Consider the following 19309-nt stretch of genomic DNA (forward strand, 5'->3'; position numbering starts at 1 on the left):
GACGGGCCGGAACTTAGAAAGATGGAAAGACACGATGAAACTCCTCCCCACGCTCTTTACCGCCGCCCTCCTGCAGGTTGCCGCCCTCGTGCCCGCTCAGGCCGGTGAGAACCTCGACCAGATCAAGTCCGCCGGCGTTCTGAAGATCGGCACCGAGGGCACCTATGCGCCCTTCACCTACCACGACAAGTCAGGCGCGCTCGTCGGCTTCGACGTCGAGATCGGCCAGGCCGTTGCCGAGAAGCTGGGCGTCAAGGCCGAGTTCCTGGAAGGCAAGTGGGACGGCCTGATCGCCGGCCTCGATGCCAACCGCTACGACACGGTCATCAACCAGGTCGGCATCACCGAGGAGCGCAAGAAGAAGTATGACTTCTCCGAGCCCTACATCGCCTCCAAGGCCGTCCTGATCGTCAAGGGTGACGACGCCGAGATCAAGGACTTCGCCGACCTCAAGGGCAAGAAGTCCGCCCAATCGCTGACGAGCAACTTCGGCAAGCTGGCGCAGGCCTCCGGCGCCGAGCTCGTCGGCACCGACGGTTTCGACCAGTCGATCCAGCTGGTTCTGACCGGCCGCGCCGATGCGACCATCAACGACAGCCTCTCCTTCCTCGACTTCAAGAAGCAGAAGCCGGATGCCAACGTGAAGATCGCCGCCGAGAAGGCCGACGCCGACTATTCCGGCATCATCATCCGCAAGGACGAGCCGGAACTGCTCGAAGCCATCAACAAGGCGCTGGTCGAGATCAAGGCCGACGGCACCTACGAGAAGATCTCCCAGAAGTACTTCGGCGCCGACGTCTCGAAGTAACATCGGGCTGAGATCAGCGCCGGTTTCTCCGCCGGCCATTCTCGGTTATGAAAAGCGATCCGTTCCGGTCCCCGGGGCGGATCGCGCTTTTTCGAAAGGCCTGTCCCTTGCCCACCTGGCTCCAACTCATGCTGGATTCGCTGCCGTCCCTGCTGTGGGCCGGGCTGACATTCACCATCCCGCTGACGCTGCTTTCCTTCATTCTCGGGCTGACGCTGGGCCTCGCGACCGCAATCGCCCGCCTGTTCGGCCCGGCGCCCGTCGTCGCCGTCGCCCGGTTCTATGTCTGGGTCATCCGCGGCACGCCGCTGCTCGTCCAGCTGTTCGTGATCTTTTATGGCCTGCCGAGCATGGGCATCCTGCTCGACGCCTTTCCGGCAGCGCTGATCGGCTTCACGCTCAATGTCGGCGCCTATACCTCGGAGATCATCCGCGCGGTGATCTCGTCTGTGCCGCGCGGACAGTGGGAAGCGGCCTATTCCATCGGCATGAGCTGGAGCCAGGCGATGCGGCGCACGATCCTGCCGCAGGCAGCCCGCGTTGCCGTGCCGCCGTTGTCGAACACCTTCATCTCGCTGGTGAAGGATACGTCACTGGCGGCCGCGATCACCGTGCCGGAGCTTTTCCAGACGGCGCAGCGCATCGTCGCCACCACCTACGAGCCATTGATCCTCTATATCGAGGCGGCGCTGATCTATCTCGCCATGAGCTCGGTCCTGTCAGCTCTGCAGGTGCGGCTGGAGCGCCGGTTCGCCCGCTATGGCGGCTTCCTGGAGGCGCGTACATGATCGAACTTTCCCATATCGAAAAGCGCTTCGGCGACAATCTGGTGCTGAAGGACATTTCCGTGACGCTGGCGGAGGGCACAGTGACGGCACTGGTCGGCCCGTCTGGCGGCGGCAAGAGCACGCTTCTCCGCTGCATCAACCTGCTCGAGATACCCACATCAGGTTCGATCCGGCTCGGCGACGACAAGATCGAGTTTCAGCCCGGCCGCAAGACGGGTTGGCAGGCGATCCAGCGCCTGCGCCGCCAGACCGGCATGGTATTCCAGAACTTTCAGCTCTTCCCGCACCAGACCGCTCTCGGAAACGTCATGGAGGGCCTCGTCACGGTGTTGAAATGGCCCGCAGACAAAGCGCGGGCGCGGGCCATGGAGCTTTTGGAAAAGGTCGGCATGGCCCACAAGGCCGATGCTTGGCCGGCAACGCTCTCCGGTGGCCAGCAGCAGCGCGTGGCGATCGCCCGCGCGCTGGCGCCATCGCCGCGCGTCCTTCTCTGCGACGAGCCGACCTCGGCGCTCGATCCGGAACTGGCCGAGGAAGTGGTCGAAGTATTGAGCCGGCTTGCCCGCGAAGGCACGACCATGGTGATGGCGACGCACGACCTCCGGCTCGCCTCGCGCGTCGCCGACCAGGTGGTGTTCCTCGACGGCGGCGTGATCGTCGAAAGCGGCGCCCCGAAAACCATCTTCTCGACGCCCGAGCGCGAGCGCACCAAGAAGTTCATCGCCTCGCTGAGCGCACCGCACAGCTACGATATCTGAGCGGCGTCTCAGGGGGGCATGGTGGATGGAGGCGAGGCTCCCCTCCGGTCATTCTCCGCCTCTCTCCATCGTCATCCTCGGGCTTGACCCGAGGATCCACACCACAACCCGCAGCCTTCGTCGCGCCCTGAGACGCATCGGGCAACCGCGGATTATCGCCGCTGTCTCAATGGATCCTCGGGTCAAGCCCGAAGATGACGACGGAGAGAGGCGGATGTCGGGGTGGAGTTTTTATTCTTCTCATCGCGCAAAAAAACGGCCGGACTCGCGTCCGGCCGTTCTTGTCTAATCTCGTCGAAAGCCTCAGCCACCAAAGACGATCAGCAGGTCCTTGGCATCGATCTGGTCGCCGGCGCGCACCAGAACTTCGGCAACCGTGCCGTCCTTCTCCGCGTGCAGCGCCGTTTCCATCTTCATCGCTTCGATCGACAGCAGCACGTCGCCGGCCTTGACCGCCTGGCCTGCATGGACCGCCACCGTCGAAATCACGCCTGGCATCGGCGCGCCGAGTTGCACGGCGTTTCCGGCCTCCGCCTTGCGGCGGATGGCGCTGGAGGCGCCGCGGTTGCGATCGGGAACCTTGATTGGACGCGGCTGGCCGTTGAGTTCGAAGAACACCTTGACCATGCCCTTCTCATCGATCTCGCCCTGGGTCTGGTTGAGGATGACGAGCGTCTTGCCCTTTTCGAGGTCGGCGAACAGCTCTTCGCCCGGCGCCATGCCGTAGAAATAGGCCGGCGTCGGCAGCACGCTGACGGGGCCATAGGTCTCGGCTGCCTGCGCATAGTCGGTAAAGACCTTGGGGTACATCAGATAGGAGGCGAACTCGTAGTCGTTGACCTCGCGCTCCAGCTTCTCTTCGATGACCTTACGCTCTGCGTCGAGGTCGGCGGCTTCCAGCAGCGAACCCGGGCGCACCACATAGGCCTTCTCGCCCTTCAGCGCCTTCTTCTGCAGGCCTTCGGGCCAGCCACCCGGAGGCTGGCCGAGATCGCCCTTCAGCATCGACACGACAGACTCCGGGAAAGCGATGTCCTTGGCCGGGTTCTCGACATCGGCGACGGTCAGGTCCTGGCTGACCATCATCAGCGCCATGTCGCCGACGACCTTCGACGACGGCGTCACCTTGACGATATCGCCGAACATCTGGTTGGCGTCGGCATAGGCCTGCGCCACCTCGTGCCAGCGGGTTTCGAGACCGAGCGAGCGGGCCTGCTCCTTGAGATTGGTGAACTGGCCGCCCGGCATTTCGTGGAGGTAGACTTCGGACGCCGGGCCCTTGAGATCGCTCTCGAAGGCTGCGTACTGGTGGCGCACGGCTTCCCAATAGAACGAGATGCGGCGGATCCATTCGGGATCGAGGCCCGGATCACGCTCGGAGCCGCGCAAGGCTTCGACGATCGAGCCGAGGCAGGGCTGCGAGGTATTGCCGGACAGCGAATCCATCGCCGCGTCGACGACGTCGACGCCGGCATCGACGGCCGCAAGCACGGTGGCAGCCGCAATGCCCGAGGTGTCGTGGGTGTGGAAGTGGATCGGCAGGTCGGTCGCTTCACGCAGCGCCTTGAACAGCACGCGGGCGGCGGCCGGCTTCAGCAGTCCAGCCATGTCCTTGACGGCGATGATGTGGGCGCCGGCCTTTTCCAGCTCGGCGGCAAGCGCGGTGTAGTACTTCAGATCGTACTTGGGCCGCGCGGCGTTGAGGATGTCGCCGGTATAGCAGATCGCCGCCTCGCAGATCTTGTTCTCTTCGGCGACCGCTTCCATCGACACGCGCATGTTGTCGACCCAGTTCAGGCAGTCGAACACGCGGAAGACGTCGATGCCGCCCCGTGCCGCCTGGCGCACGAAGTATTTGACGACGTTGTCAGGGTAGTTCTTGTAACCGACGCCGTTGGCGCCGCGCAGAAGCATCTGCAGGAGCAGGTTCGGCGCGTCCTCGCGGATGCGTGCCAGCCGGTCCCACGGATCTTCGGTCAGGAAGCGCATCGAAACGTCGAATGTCGCCCCACCCCAGCATTCGAGCGAGAACAGGTTGGGCAGCGCGCGGGCATAGGTGCCGGCGACACGGGCGATGTCGTAGGTGCGCATGCGGGTGGCGAGCAGCGACTGGTGGCCGTCGCGCATCGTCGTGTCGGTGACGAGCACCTGCGGCTGCGCCCTGACCCATTCGGCAAATTTCTTCGGGCCGAGCTCGTCGAGCTTCTGCTTGGTGCCTGGCTTGATCTCGCCGCCGATGAACGGCACGACCGGAGCCGCAATCTCGTCCGACGGACGCGGCCGACCCTTGGCTTCCGGGTGGCCGTTGACGGTGACGTCGGCGAGATAGGTCAAGAGCTTGGTGGCGCGATCCTGGCGGCGCACCTGCTGGAACAGCTCCGGCGTCGTGTCGATGAAGCGGGTGGTGTAGGTGTTATCGTGGAACTTCGGGTGGCTGATGATGGCTTCGAGGAAGGTTAGGTTCGTCGCCACGCCGCGGATGCGGAATTCGCGCAGCGCGCGGATCATGCGCTGGATCGCCTCGTCCGGATTTGGCGCCCAGGCCGTCACCTTTTCCAGCAGCGGATCATAGTAGCGGGTGATGACCGCACCCGAATAGGCCGTACCGCCGTCGAGACGGATGCCGAAGCCAGTGGCTCCGCGATAGGCGGTGATGCGGCCATAGTCCGGAATGAAGTTCTGCTCCGGATCTTCCGTGGTAATGCGGCACTGCAGCGCGTGGCCGTTGAGGCGGATGTTTTCCTGCGAGGGCACGCCCGATTCCGGCGTGCCGATAGCGTAGCCGTCGAGGATGTGGATCTGCGCCTTTACGATATCGATGCCGGTGACGACCTCGGTCACCGTGTGCTCGACCTGGATGCGCGGGTTGACCTCGATGAAATAGAATTTGCCGCTGTCGGCATCCATCAGATACTCGACGGTGCCGGCACCGATATAGTTCGTCGCCTCGGCGATGCGCTTGGAATAGGCGGCAAGCTCTTCGCGCTGGCTGGCGCTGAGATAGGGCGCCGGCGCACGCTCGACGACCTTCTGGTTGCGCCGCTGGATGGAGCAGTCGCGCTCGAACAGATGCACGACATTGCCGTGGGTATCGCCGAGCACCTGGCTTTCGACGTGGCGGGCACGCTCGACCAGCTTTTCAAGATAGACCTCGTCCTTGCCGAAGGCGGCCTTGGCCTCGCGCTTGGCTTCGGTTACCTCGCGAGCAAGGTCCTTCGGGTCGCGGATCGCGCGCATGCCGCGCCCGCCGCCGCCCCAGGAGGCTTTCAGCATCACCGGATAACCGATTGCCTCGGCCATCTTTGCGACTTCCGCCATGTCGTCGGGAAGCGGTTCGGTTGCCGGCACCACCGGGACACCGATCGAGATCGCGAGGTTGCGGGCGGCAACCTTGTTGCCGAGCTGGCGCATGGTTTCCGGCTTCGGGCCGATGAAGGTGATGCCCGCCTCCGCGCAGGCCTCGGCGAATTCAGGGCTTTCCGACAGCAGGCCGTAGCCCGGATGGATGGCATCCGCGCCGGAAAGCTTGGCAACGCGGATCACTTCCTCGATCGACAGATAACTCTCGATCGGGCCGAGGTCGCGCGCCAGATGCGGGCCGCGGCCGACCTGATAACTTTCGTCCGCCTTGAAGCGGTGCAGCGCCAGTTTGTCCTCTTCAGCCCATATCGCGACCGTTTTCAGACCTAGTTCATTGGCCGCGCGAAACACGCGGATTGCAATTTCAGAACGGTTGGCAACAAGGATCTTAGAGATGGGCAAGTCGGACTCCTCAAGACTTGAAACGCGGGAAATGCTGCACCCGCGAAATGAAGTATTAGCGGGTCGCAGAATGAAGCGCAATTTCAGAGTCGAGCAGAAATCCGAGAGAATTGGATCAGGAAATCAGTCCTAGCCGGAAGGCAATCGCCACGACGTGATGGCGGTTCTTGCCCTTCAGTTTCTCCTGGATGCCATTCATGTACCAGTCGACCGTGTGACTGGAGATGTCGAGCACCTTGCTGATGTCGTTCGAGGTCATGCCGTCGGCCAGATAATTGAGCGCTTCCATTTCGCGTCGCGTCATCTGTACTTCGACGCGGGATGCGAGATCGGCCGAGATCTCCGGGTCGGTCAGTTCGAGCAGCTTCCAGAACAGGCGCTTGGCGATCTGGTCGAACAGGCTGATCTCGACGGGGCTGAGATCGACGACCCGGCCGCCCACCGTCAGGTTGCCGAGCAGGCCGCGGCGGCCGTGCACCGGGAAGATGTAGCCATCGTGAAGGCCGTGGTTGCGGCCCTCGATCATCATGCTTTCCATGCGCTTGCGATGCGGATCGGAGCGGAAGGCAAACAGCGTGTCGCGCCAACGGAAACCGCGCTGGGCGTGGCCGAGGTAGCGGATGGTCGGATCGATCACCACATACTTCTTGCGGATGTAGATCTGCGGCCAGCCTTCCGGCCAGCGACCGGCGAGCAGCAGCCTCAGCGGATTTTCGTGCGGCTTCGGCTGCCGGACGACACCATAGAAGTCGAAGCCGCAGCGGTCGAGCAACCGTTCGAATTCCGGCACGATTTCTTCGCGCGTCTTCATCTCTTCGATCAGCGCAAGAAATTGCACGAGCAGCGTGATATTCATGGATCACCTTCCAGGTAGAACAGGCGTGCGGGGCCCGCAAACCGGACATGAATGAGCCGTTCAGGGGCCATTCATGTTGCACCCGCGATAATTCGACATACCATGCCCGGTCTTGTGCGGAAATCGCAAGAAATCGGAATTGGACGGAAAAGATAGCAAACTATGAATACCCGCACCAAGCCCGCCGATGGGCAAACGGGGTTCCGCCGTCAAAGCCGTCTCAAGTTTCTGATTTCCCTAGGATATCGCCAATGATCGTCCCACAGCGGCCTTGACGGCCGGCAGAATCGAGCCTCGTGCCCGGCTGCCGGAGTTTGTTGAGGCGTACGCATTTGCCGCACGAATGTTTGGTGCGGCGCACAATCCGGTACCCGGAAGGGGTGAGACAGTGTCATTGTTCCAAGTGTATGCGAGAGCGCTCCAGTATCTTGCGGTTCACAAGTTCCGTGTCTCGGCGATCGTGCTCGCAAACGTCGTGCTCGCCGCCATCACGATTGCCGAGCCGATCCTGTTCGGCCGCATCATCGACGCCATTTCCTCCAAGGGCGAAGTCACGCCGATGCTCCTGATGTGGGCAGCGCTTGGCGTGTTCAACACCGTCGCCTTCGTTCTCGTCGCCCGCGAAGCCGACCGGCTGGCCCATGGCCGCCGTGCCACGCTTTTGACGGAGGCCTTCGGGCGTATCGTTTCGATGCCGCTGTCCTGGCACACCCAGCGCGGCACGTCGAATGCGCTGCACACGCTGCTGCGCGCCTGCGAAACGCTGTTCGGCCTCTGGCTCGAATTCATGCGCCAGCATCTAGCGACTGCCGTTGCCCTGATGCTCCTGATCCCGACTGCCTTTGCCATGGACGTTCGCCTGTCGCTGGTGCTCGTCGTGCTCGGCATCGCCTATGTCATGATCAGCAAGGTGGTGATGAGCCGCACCAAGGAAGGCCAGGCCTCGGTCGAAAACCACTACCACACGGTTTTCTCGCACGTGTCCGACGCCATCAGCAACGTCTCGGTCGTTCACAGCTACAACCGCATCGAAGCCGAGACACGCGAACTGAAGAAGTTCACCGAACGCCTGATCTCCGCCCAGTTCCCGGTCCTCGACTGGTGGGCGCTGGCCAGCGCGCTCAACCGCGTCGCCTCGACCATCTCGATGATGGTGATCCTCGTCATCGGCACGGTGCTCGTCCAGCGCGGCGAGCTGCGCGTCGGCGAAGTCATCGCTTTCATCGGCTTTGCCAACCTGCTGATCGGCCGTCTCGACCAGATGAAGGCCTTTGTCACGCAGATCTTCGAAGCCCGCGCCAAGCTTGAAGATTTCTTCCAGCTGGAGGATTCGGTGCGCGACCGCGAAGAGCCGGCTGGCGCCACGGACCTGGGTGCCGTCAAGGGTGAAGTCGAATTCCGCGACATCTCCTTCGACTTTGCCAACACCACTCAGGGCGTGCGCAACGTGTCGTTCACGGCCAAGGCCGGACAGACGATCGCGATCGTCGGCCCGACTGGCGCCGGCAAGACGACGCTCGTCAACCTGCTGCAGCGCGTTCACGAGCCGCGCGACGGCCAGATCCTGATCGACGGCGTCGACATCTCCAAGGTGACGCGCAAGTCGCTGCGTCGGTCTATCGCCACCGTCTTCCAGGACGCCGGCCTGATGAACCGCTCGATCTGCGAGAACATCCGGCTTGGCCGTGACGACGCGTCGCTCGACGAAGTGATGGCTGCTGCCGAAGCGGCTGCCGCCAGCGACTTCATCGAAAGCCGCAACAATGGCTACGACACCGTCGTCGGCGAGCGTGGCAACCGCCTGTCGGGCGGCGAGCGCCAGCGCGTCGCGATCGCCCGCGCCATCCTCAAGAATGCACCGATCCTGGTGCTCGACGAGGCGACCAGCGCGCTCGACGTCGAGACCGAGGCCCGGGTGAAGGACGCAATCGATGCGCTGCGCAAGGATCGCACCACCTTCATCATCGCCCACCGCCTGTCGACGGTGCGCGAGGCCGATCTGGTGATATTCATGGATCAGGGCCGGATCGTCGAGATGGGCGGCTTCAACGAGCTCAGCGCGAGCAACGGCCGCTTCGCCGCTCTGCTGCGCGCCAGCGGCATCCTGACGGACGAAGACGTCCGCATGAGCCACACCGCGGCCTGAGCCAACCGCATCGCACCTGCAATGAAAAAGCCCCGGATCATCTCCGGGGCTTTTTCGTTCATGCCGCCCGCACCGGCTTGGCACCGGCGAGGCCCTTGAGCCACTCAAGATAGTAGCCGTAGACGAAGTGCAGGCCGATGCCGACGATGACGAAGAGCGTGCCGGCGATCGGGCTTCGACCGGTCACGAACAAGAGGACCTGACCGACCATGGCGAGGATCGTGCCGAAGATGAAGATCGGCAGCGAATGGCGGCCGAGCATCGCCAGGGGATGGTCTGCGTCGAGCCTGGCAAGGCGATTGACGGCCGGAAGCACCGCCACGAGATAGGCGAGCGCCAGAACATGCGTCAGGCGCGTCAGCGACAGGAAGGTCTTGTCGAAACCCGTCAGCACCGCCGGAAGGCCAAAGGACAGGTCGATGCTCCACCAGGAAAACAGCACCCATAGCGCCGAGAGGCCCAGATAGGTTGCTGCGATCGCGATCAGCAGCGGTCTGCGCGGCAGCACTGCGCCCTCTCGGATCGCCGTCATCGCGACGATGCCGATGACGAAGAGGAACTGCCAGGACCACGGATTGAGAAACCAGTAGCCCTCGTCGAGGAAGTTGGAGGGCACCAGCTTGAACACGCCGGCGACAAGCCAGAGCAGTGCGGAAACCACGAGCAGCAACCGGCTGCTGATGCCGTTCAGCCAGAGAATGCCGGGCAACATCAGGAATAGCACCGCATACATCGACAGGATGTTGTTGTAGCCGAGCTGGTGCCCGAGCAGCACCATCGCGACGATGCCCTGTTCGGTTTGCTCGACGAAGGGCCGGATGTTGATCTCGCCGATCAGGTCCTGCCTGCCGAAATAGAGCGCGCCGCCGGCAAAGATCGCCAGGGTGACGATACTGGTCATGATGTGGGCGACATAGAGCGCCAGCGCCCGCCGCCAGATCTTCAACGCCAGCGCCAGACGCGCGCCGGAGACGAACTTGCCGCCATAGGCAAGCCCGACGGAGAGGCCGGAGATCAGGACGAAGGCCTCGGCAGAATCCGAAAAGCCGTAGTTCTTGTGGGTCAGATATTCGAGATATTGCCCGGGAACGTGATTGACGAAGATCGTCAGCAGGCAAAGCGCCCGCAATACGTCGAGGCGCGTGTCGCGCTCCTTGGGAACGATGCGGGCGGATATCGTCGGGTTCGAGCCGCCCCCAAAAGTCTTTTGCAGCATGCGTTCTGGTATCCGGGATCTGGCGCCCCTGCCCCACCCCTGTTGAAACGGGCGCCGGAATGTCCAAAGCCGCCACGGCCAATGAACGTCCCGATGCCGTCGATTGATACGCGACCTCGTGAAGAGGTCGCCCGCCGGCAAATCTGCAAGAAAAAACCGGCCTTGCCCGTTCGGGTGCAAAGCCGGTTTCAACGTTCATTCAGTACCGGCAGTTACAGCAAAATGCCTTCATGCGCGTTTTTTGTGACACTATTATTGATGCTTACGATCGGCTCGCGGCTTTTCGCGTCGCGCTTGACCGAAATCCTGTGTTTCTTTCCGTTCAGGGTCACCTCGGCCGAGTAGCCATCCCAAGCCTCCGGCAGCACCGGACGGATCACCAGTTTTTCGCCCTGCCGGCGAATGCCGAGAATGCCCTCGACGCCGGCGCGGTAGAGCCAGCCCGCCGACCCGGTATACCAGGTCCAGCCGCCGCGCCCGGCGAGCGCACCTTCGCCGTAGATATCGGCGGCAACTACATAGGGCTCGACACGGTAGTGATCGGCGCCTTCTCGGTTTAGGGCATGCGAGACCGGGTTCAGCATCTGGAAGACGCGCCAGGCTTCCTCGGCCCGGCCCTGTTCGGCAAAGGCCAACGCCACCCAGGTTGCTGCATGGGTATACTGGCCGCCGTTTTCGCGCACGCCGGGCGGATAGGCCTTGATATAGCCCGGGTCCTGCCTGGTTCTTTCGAGCGGCGGGGTGAACAGCCGGACGATGCGACGGTCGGGATCGACGAGTTCTGCCATCACGGCATCCATCGCATGTTGCGATCGCTGTTCGTCGCCCTCGCCCGAAAGCACGCTCCAGGACTGACCGATCGAATCGATCCGGCATTCGTCGCTCTCGCTCGACCCGAGCGGCGCGCCGTCGTCGTAGTAGCCGCGACGATAGTAATCGCCATCCCAACCGGCTTCATCGAGCACCTTTTTCAAGGCAGCAAGATGTGTCTCCCATTGTCCGACGCGCGCCTTGTCCTTGCGCTCGCGGGCAAACGGCAGGAAGCCGCGCAGCGTGCCAGCGAGGAACCAACCGAGCCAGACGCTGGTGCCGCGGCCGGCGATGCCGACCCGGTTCATGCCGTCGTTCCAGTCACCGCCGAGAATGAGCGGCAGCCCATTTTCGCCGCTACGCTTGATCGCGAGATCGAGTGCGCGAGCGCAATGCTCGTAGACGTCGGCGATCTCGTCGGAGATCTCCGGCTTGTAGAAGCTGTCGTGCTGGCCTTCCTCGAGCGCCGGACCGGTGATGAAGGCGATCTTCTCACCCAGAATGTCGGCAGATCCTGTGACGTCGCAATAATGCGTGACCGCATGGGCAAGCCAGACGACGTCGTCGGAGATCATCGTGCGCACGCCGGCGCCGGTGCCCGGAAGCCACCAATGCTGCACGTCGCCTTCGACGAACTGCCGCGCAGCCGCGTTGAGGATCTGCGCCCGCGCCAGTTCCGGCCGATGGATGAGGAACGCCAACGTATCCTGCAGCTGATCGCGGAAACCGAAGGCGCCGCTCGCCTGATAGAAGGCCGAGCGCGCCATGATCCGGCAACCGAGGCTCTGATAGGGCAGCCAGTTGTTGATCATGGTGTTGAAGGCCGCATCCGGCGTGTCCACCTTCACGATATCGGTGAACTCGCTCCAGAAAGTCTTGGCTGCGTCGATGACCGTGTCGAACGCGGTCTGGCGCAGCTCGCCAAGCACCGAGCGCATCTGCTCGTCATTGTCGGCATCGCCGAGAATGAAGGTGAGCTGCTTTTCCGCGCCGGGCTCAATGACGAGATCGGTCGCGAGCGCCGCGCAGGCGTCGCCATCGACATCGATCGAGCCGGAGAGCTCGGCCCCAGCCAGAACCGCCTGCGGCACCAGAATGCCGCCGATCCGTCCAAGGAACTCGCGACGGCTTGCCGTATGGCTCACCCCTTCACCGCCCTCGACGGCAAAGAAGGCCGACCGACCGGCATAGTCGATGCTGTAGGGGTTGGTGGCAACCAGCGCATCCGAGGCTTCGTCCCATTTCGACAGGACGAACGGGGCCATGCGGGCGCGGTTGTTGCCGAGCACCCATTCGGCGAGGCCGTAGACCTTGAGCTGGCGGGCAGCCGTGGAGCGGTTGCGGATCGAGATACGCACGAGTTTAGCCGGCAGGGTCCGATGGACAGTATGCGTCGCCTCGATATCGAGATCGTCCTGGGTGCTGCGGAAAGTCGAATAGCCGAGCCCATGGCGCGTCTCGAAGACGACCGATCGGCTGCGCGACAACGCAGCGTAGGGGGTCAGCACCGTGCCGCTCGCCATGTCACGGATGAAGAACGCCTCGCCCGGACGGTTGACGACCACGTCGTTGGCCCAGGGCGTCAGCTGGTAGTCGCGCGAATTGCGGCTCCAGGTGAAGGCCGCACCTTCGGCAGAAACATGGAAGCCGAACTGCTCGTTGGAGATGACGTTGATCCACGGCTGGGGTGTCGCCTCGCCGCCACGCAGGCGCACGACATATTCGCGCCCGCCTTCGGCAAAGCCACCGTAGCCGTTCCAGAAGTCGAGGCCGTCGCCGACGATCTCGGCGTCGACCGCATCCGCCGGCTGCAGCGGGGCTGCCAACAACGGGACATTGCTGTCGCTGCCCTTCACCGGCGGCGTCGAGTAGAGCGAGTTGGCACGGGCGATCTGGTCGGAGATCGTGCCGTTGCGGGCGTGGAAGACGGCGCGCGAGGCCGACAGCAGCGTCGACCAGGTCTCTGCTTCCATCAGGTCGCGGCGCACCGAGAAGATGTGCTGGCGCGGCCCGTCGGAAAGTCCGCGGAGCCTCAGGTTCTCGCACATGGAATCGAGCGCGTGCTGCATGTCCTGCGCATAGGACGAGGCCCGCTCGTTGATGATCACCAGGTCGGCGGTGATGCCGCGGGCGCGCAGATACTCCTGCGCCCTCAGCGCCTCACGGGCAATGCCAAGGTCGCCGTCGTCATTGATGCGCAGGCAGAAGATCGGGAAGTCTCCCGAGATCGCCAGCGGCCAAAGCGTCGACTGCGACGCCAGCCCCGCCTGAACCGTCGCGGTATCGGCGCGCAGGTGCATGTCGGGGTAGACAAGGTAGCGGCCGAGCATCTGGAAGCTTGCCGCCTCCTGCGAGGTGACGCCGACATGGCGCATCTGCACCTGGCTGCGCGTCCAGGCATGGATCAGCTCGTGATTGAAGGTTTCCGTGTGCCTGTAACGGTCGATCGCACGGTCGACGGCTTCGCGGTTCGGCGCGGCGATCGTCCAGAAGACGACGCTGACCTTCTTGCCGGCCGGAACGCGCACGACGCGACGCAGCGACATGATCGGGTCGAGCGTATAGCCAGCGGTTCCGGAAAGCACCGCGTCCGTGTCGAAGGCGGCGGCCTCGGCAAGCGTGCGCCCTTGGCCGATGAAGCGGCGACGATCGGTCTCGGCTTCGGTCGGGCGGTCGCTGCCGGCATTGTCGGTGACGAGATGCGCCACCTCCATATCCGGATCACTCGGGCTGCGCTTGTTGCGGCTGACGTGGATGACGTCGCCGCGGCGGCTGATTTCCGTGCGCAGGAACATCTTGGAGAAGACGGGATGCGCGCTGTCGGCCTCGTCGGTCGAAAGCACCGGCTCGGCGTAGGACGTCACCTCGATGAAGCGGTCCTGCGTTCCCGTGTTGAGCAGGATGACGCGGCGCCCCTCGGCATCATGCTCGGTGGCGACGATGCACTCGACTTCGCTGGTGAGGTCACTGACGGTCTTGACGAATTCGGCCTTGTCGTCGCCGAACCGCGTCTGCACCTTTTCGCCGACGGCACGCCGCGGCTCCGATGTCGCCGACCACCAGTCGCCCGTCGTCGTATCGCGCAGGAAGATGAACGTGCCCGTGCGGTCTTCGACCGGGTCCGGCTTCCAGCGGGTGACCGACTGGCCGTTCCAGCGCGCATACCCGGCACCGGTTGCCGTCAGCATCACTGCATAGTGGCCGTTCGATAGGAACACGGTTTCGCGGTCCTGGGCGAGCGGGTTCTCGATGACCCGCACTTCCGGCCGCAGCAGGTCGTCCTGTCCCTTGCCGAGCGATTCCGGCTCGCGCTTGGCATTCATGATCGGAATGTCGCGCGGCGCCTTTTCCTGCAGCAGCAGTTCGGCAGCTTCGATCACTGGATCAGCGTGGAACCATTCCCTGAGCTTGCCGGTGAAGACGACATTGGCGACGGCTGCAATCGACATGCCATGGTGGTGGGCATAGTAGTTGCGAACGACGGCGCATTTCTGCCCCTCGGGCACGCGCGTCGGGGTGAAGTCGACGGCATCGTGGAAGCCATAGACACCGAGCGCGCCGACTTCGCGCAGCCGGCCGAGATTGGCAAGCGCCGCCTTCGGATCGTACATGCAGGCAAGGATCGAGGCATAGGGCGCAATGACGGCGTTCTGGCCGAGGCCACGCTTGAGGCCGAGCGTCGGCACGCCGAAGTTGGTGTACTGGTAGGTCAGCTCATGGTCGCGGGCATTGAAGGCCGCTTCCGAAATGCCCCAGGGCGTCCCGAGGCGGCGACCGTGATTGATCTGCTCCTTGACCACCAGATTGTTGGTCTGGTTCAGGATACCGCCCTGGCGCTCCTGCATGACAAGGGGCGGCATCAGATATTCGAACATCGAGCCGGACCAGGAGATCAGAGCGCCGCGCGCGCCGATCGGCACGATCGGGCGGCCGAGCTTGTACCAATGCTCGGTCGGCAGATCGCCCTTGGCGATGGCGAACAGGCTCGTCAGGCGCGCTTCGGACGCCAGAAGGTCGTAGCAGGCCTCGTCGAGCTCGTTTGCGTTGACGCGGAAGCCGATCGACAGCAGGCGGCGTTCCGGCCGGAACAGGAAGCCGAAATCCATCGAGAAGGCGATGTCGCGGGCGCGGTCCTTCAGAACCACCAATCGCTGGCGCAGCGCTTCGATGGCGCTGAGATCAAACACGCCATCGGCGATATGCGCTTCGCAGGTGGTGACGAGCGCATTTGCCCATTTTGTCACTTCGCTGCTCTGGCCCGTACGCACCTCGTGGTCGAGGTTGACGGTCAGCTTGTGCATGTCGCGCGCCAGGACGGCGAGGTTGATCACACGGATCGATGCGAATTCATGCTCGCGCTTGACCGCTGCCAGCGCGTTCTGGAAGCCGACGATGCGTTCCTCGATCAAACGGCGCAGCGGGCGAACGGTCTTGCGGTCGTCCGGCAGGTCTTTCAGCACTTCGGCAAGGATGGCGACAACGTCGCCGATACCGTCGAGACTACCCTGGACATGCGCAGACGGCGCTTCCGCCCATTCCCGACACATCGACGACACCGCGATCAGGTGGCCGGCAAGGTTGCCGCTGTCGACCGATGAGATGTAGCGCGGCTCCATCGTTTCGAGCGTGTTGGTGCGGTACCAGTTGAACAGGTGCCCGCGGTATTTCGGCATCCGGTCGATGGTGGCGATCGTCTGCTCCAGGCGGGTGATCGTCTCTTCGAAGCCGATCCAGCCGAAGTCGCGCGCCGACATCACCGAGAGCAGGTAGACACCGATATTGGTCGGCGACGTCCGCTCGGCCAGCACGGGCTGCGGCGTCTCCTGGAAATTGTCCGGCGGCAGGAAGTTCTGCTCGGCGGTGACGAAGGTCTCGAAATACCGCCAGGTGCGCCGTGCGATCAGGCGCATTTCCTCGATCGCTTCGTCGGAAACCACCAGCTGGTCTTCGGTCTCAGCCGATTGGCTGACGAACCAGGCGACGGCGGGCGACAGCGCCCAGAGGAGCGCAAAGGGGATGCCGATGAAAGGCAGGCCGGTATCGGAAATGGCCGCAAGCGCCAGCGATATCGCCGACAGCGCCGGTGCGATCCACATCGCCTTGTAATAGTCGCCGATGCTTCCGTGTCCCGCACTCTGCACCTGGGCGGCGGTGCGCCATTCCAGCATCAGCTTGCGGCTGACGAAAGTGCGATAGAGCGAGCGAACGATGGCGTCGCCCATCATCGCCGCGCCATGGGCGATGAAGACGATGCGAAGGGCGACCTGGGCGTTGGCGGCTCGAACTTCGGTCAGCACCGCATGAAGGTGGGCGCGAGCGACGATATCATTGCGCCGTGGCAGGAGACCATTGATCAGCGACAGCGTCGGGGCGACGAACAAGCTGAAGATCAGCACGATCTGCCAGATCAGCGCCTCGGTCGGCTGCATGTAGTACCAGCCCATGACGGAGGCGACGAGCCATGCGCAGGGGATCAGCGAGCGGCGCAGGTTGTCGTACATCTTCCAACGGCCGAGCATCGACAGGCCGTTCGACGGATTGAAGATATAGGGCAAAAGCTGCCAGTCGCCGCGGGCCCAGCGATGCTGGCGCGACATCTCGACCTCGTAGCGGGTCGGGAAATCCTCGACCAGCTCGACGTCGGTCACAAGCGCGCAGCGCACATAAGAGCCTTCGAGCAGGTCGTGGCTGAGAACGGCGTTTTCCTCGATCCGGCCCTTGAGTGCCGCCTCGAAGGCATCGACGTGATAGAGGCCCTTGCCGGTAAAGCTGCCTTCGCCGGCGATGTCCTGGTAGACGTCGGACACGGTGAAGACGTAAGGGTCGATGCCGCGGTTGGCGGAGAAGATGCGCTGGAAGGCAGAGGCCTCGCTGCCCGTCGTCAGCGACGGCGTCACACGCGGCTGCAGCAGGCTATAGCCGGCGATCACCTTCTGCGTCTCGGGGTCGACGACCGGGCGGTTGATCGGGTGGTACATCTTGCCGACGAGCTTCGTCACCGCATCGCGCATCAGGCGTGTGTCGGCATCGAGCGTCATGACGTACTGGACATTCTCCGGCACGGTGTTGGCGCCCTGGAGGAACGAGGTGTCGCGATCGCCGCGCAAGAGCAGGTTCAGCTCATGCAGCTTGCCGCGCTTGCGCTCCCAGCCCATCCACACGCCTTCCGCCTCGTTGAACAGGCGGCGACGGTGAAGCAGGAAGAATCGGGTCTTGCCGTCATAGGCATAACGCGCCGAAAGCTCGGCAACCTCGCGCCGGGCGTAGTCGAGCACGTCGGTATCAGCCGGCGTTTCCTCGAGCTTGCTGTCGACCCAGTCGCTCAGCAGCGCGAAATAGATCTCGCCACGCGGGTTGGCGAGGTAGTGGACCTCGAGGTTGCGCACGAGCTCGTCGACATGATCGCGCTTTGAGATCAGGCAGGGCACAACGACAAGCGTGCGGGCATATTCCGGAACGCCCTCGAGGAATTCGTAGCCGACCAGGCGCGACGGTTTGACGAAGAGCGTGACCAGCGTATTGAACAGTCCCATTGCGCCTTCCGATGCCGGCAGCGCAAACAGCAAGAGCATGATCAGCTTTGCGCCGTTCGGAATATCCATCGGGCTGACGAAGGAATAGACGGCGAACATCGCGAGGATCGTCAGCAGGATGTTCGGCCCTGCGATCGCGAACCAGTCGAGCTTGCGGCTGAGGCGGATGATGCTCTGCAGCAGGGACGGGCGGTAGCCGATCTTCTGCTCGAGCGCCTTGCGCTGCTTGCCGACGAGGAAGGAACCGACGTTCGGCTCCTGAAGCTGCGGCTCGACGGCCGCCGCCGCTTCCGCTTCCTTTACCATCTCGATGGCGATCTGGGTGACTTCGTATTCGCTGTGGCCGGAGCGGCGCGCCAGCTTTTCGATCGTGTCGCGGTACTTGTTGCGCGAGCCGAATTCGAGCGCGGCATAGTCGGAGCCGTCGCGCAGCGCCGCATCGATCTTGCTGACGCTTTCGAACCAGACGGCCCAGTCTGTGTCGTCGATCTCGCGCAGGCTGCGAATGATGTTGCTCATCGTCGCATTGCCGGACGACAGGCGGTTTTGCTCGGCGACCAGCGCGTCCTCAACATCGCTGCCGCGCTTCTCGAGCTGTTCCTCGATCCAGGCGATCACCGAGCCGGAGGTCTGCGAACCATCGCGCATGCGGTAGAGCAGCTGGGCAACAAAGGTATTGTCGGTCGCAAGCGCCTCGGATTCGGCAAGCAACGCCCGGCACTTTTCCGGGTCGTTGTGACGGATGATCTGGTCGGCGATGTCGTTGGCCTTGCGCCGCATGCCGCGCGAACGCTCGACGCGGATGGCGATGCGCCTGAGGTTTTCGATTAGGACGAAGCGCAGGATCGAGGGCAAAGCCCACAGTTCGCCGATCTTGAAGGTGTCGTGCTTCTGGAAGCCCTCGACCATCGCGGTGATGCTTTCCCGCGAGACCGTGCTGTGCGTATGGGCGACATAGAGCCAGGCAAGCGCCATGGTGCGCGGAATGACGGTCCCGGAAACCGACAGTGTCGGCAGCTGGCGATAGAACTTGCGCGGGAAGTCGCGACGCACTTCCTGAATCGCTTCCTCGACAACGTGATGGTTGTCGAGCAGCCATTCGGCGGCCGGCGTGATCGATGCCCCAGCTTCGACGTCGGCGGCCGTCGCCCGATACACCCTCAGGATTTCGTTTTCGTTCTCGCGGTGGCGCGGACGAAATTCGAACGGGAAGAAGCCCGGCAGAGACGGTGCGCCCTTGAGCGCAAGTGTCTCGCCGCATTGCCGCAAATCCTCCATCGAGAAAAAGGTCGAGCGGATCGAATCGTTGTAATCGATCTGTTTCGCTTCCGGTTCGCGAGAAGAGGAGGACGGCGTGTTATGAAGGGGCATGGGTGCTGGTTCTGAATCCAACCGGGGTTGATCGGCCCGGCTCTCGTTGTTGTGCCGGGTTGGCTGCGGTCCTGAGGTTCCAGGCTTGGCCGGCGCGTTGCTAGACACGGTCATGTGTCCTCCCATCCGCCGTCATTTTCCGGAGAACCGGAAACTGGCGGAAACTGGCACCGCCCCTGAGCTGGGCATCGGAGAAAGCAAAGCCGGCGGCGCATTGGTTTTCAAGGCCGCGTGATGCATGAAAGTGGCATTTTTTAGCCG

General features: G+C 63.3%; 8 protein-coding genes. 4 read left to right on the top strand and 4 right to left on the bottom strand.

Annotation, left to right across the window (positions count from 1 at the left end; genetic code table 11):
* Nucleotides 1-34 precede the first annotated feature (34 nt).
* The 3 genes from AC07UR_RS15090 (at nucleotide 35) to AC07UR_RS15100 (ending at nucleotide 2354) form a co-directional block, all read left to right on the top strand.
* On the top strand, nucleotides 35-808 hold the full coding sequence (locus AC07UR_RS15090) for an amino acid ABC transporter substrate-binding protein (protein WP_209790389.1): 774 nt from the start codon (nucleotides 35-37) through the stop codon (nucleotides 806-808).
* A 107-nt stretch (nucleotides 809-915) separates the two neighbouring features.
* Nucleotides 916-1596 (top strand): amino acid ABC transporter permease, encoded by a 681-nt coding sequence (locus tag AC07UR_RS15095; RefSeq protein ID WP_077500952.1) that lies wholly within the window; start codon nucleotides 916-918, stop codon nucleotides 1594-1596.
* Nucleotides 1593-2354, top strand: coding sequence for an amino acid ABC transporter ATP-binding protein (locus AC07UR_RS15100; RefSeq protein WP_209790388.1), 762 nt, complete (start codon nucleotides 1593-1595; stop codon nucleotides 2352-2354). The genes AC07UR_RS15095 and AC07UR_RS15100 overlap by 4 nt, the downstream gene beginning before the upstream one ends.
* Nucleotides 2355-2657: 303 nt before the next feature.
* Here the strand turns inward: AC07UR_RS15100 and pyc are convergent, their stop codons facing one another.
* Together pyc and AC07UR_RS15110 are read right to left on the bottom strand one after the other, a co-directional pair.
* The gene (gene pyc, locus AC07UR_RS15105) at nucleotides 2658-6116 is read right to left on the bottom strand and encodes a pyruvate carboxylase (protein WP_209790387.1); all 3459 of its coding nucleotides are present in this window, start codon (nucleotides 6114-6116) and stop codon (nucleotides 2658-2660) included.
* A 115-nt stretch (nucleotides 6117-6231) separates the two neighbouring features.
* Entirely contained in the window at nucleotides 6232-6972 is a 741-nt protein-coding gene (locus tag AC07UR_RS15110; RefSeq protein ID WP_112806667.1) for a helix-turn-helix transcriptional regulator, read from the bottom strand.
* Nucleotides 6973-7360: 388 nt separating this feature from the next.
* On the opposite strand from AC07UR_RS15110, the gene AC07UR_RS15115 reads away from it, so the two are divergent.
* Entirely contained in the window at nucleotides 7361-9118 is a 1758-nt protein-coding gene (locus AC07UR_RS15115) for a glucan ABC transporter ATP-binding protein/ permease (RefSeq protein WP_209790386.1), read from the top strand.
* 58 nt (nucleotides 9119-9176) lie between these two features.
* Here the strand turns inward: AC07UR_RS15115 and AC07UR_RS15120 are convergent, their stop codons facing one another.
* Both AC07UR_RS15120 and ndvB read right to left on the bottom strand, forming a co-directional pair.
* Nucleotides 9177-10334: an OpgC family protein gene (locus AC07UR_RS15120; RefSeq protein ID WP_209790385.1), complete on the bottom strand. Its 1158-nt coding sequence runs from the start codon at nucleotides 10332-10334 to the stop codon at nucleotides 9177-9179.
* Between the two features lie 212 nt (nucleotides 10335-10546).
* On the bottom strand, nucleotides 10547-19162 hold the full coding sequence (ndvB, locus tag AC07UR_RS15125) for a cyclic beta-(1,2)-glucan synthase (protein WP_209790384.1): 8616 nt from the start codon (nucleotides 19160-19162) through the stop codon (nucleotides 10547-10549).
* Nucleotides 19163-19309: the final 147 nt, after the last annotated feature.

The sequence above is a fragment of the Ensifer sp. GW821-FHT05G01 genome (assembly GCF_059419585.1).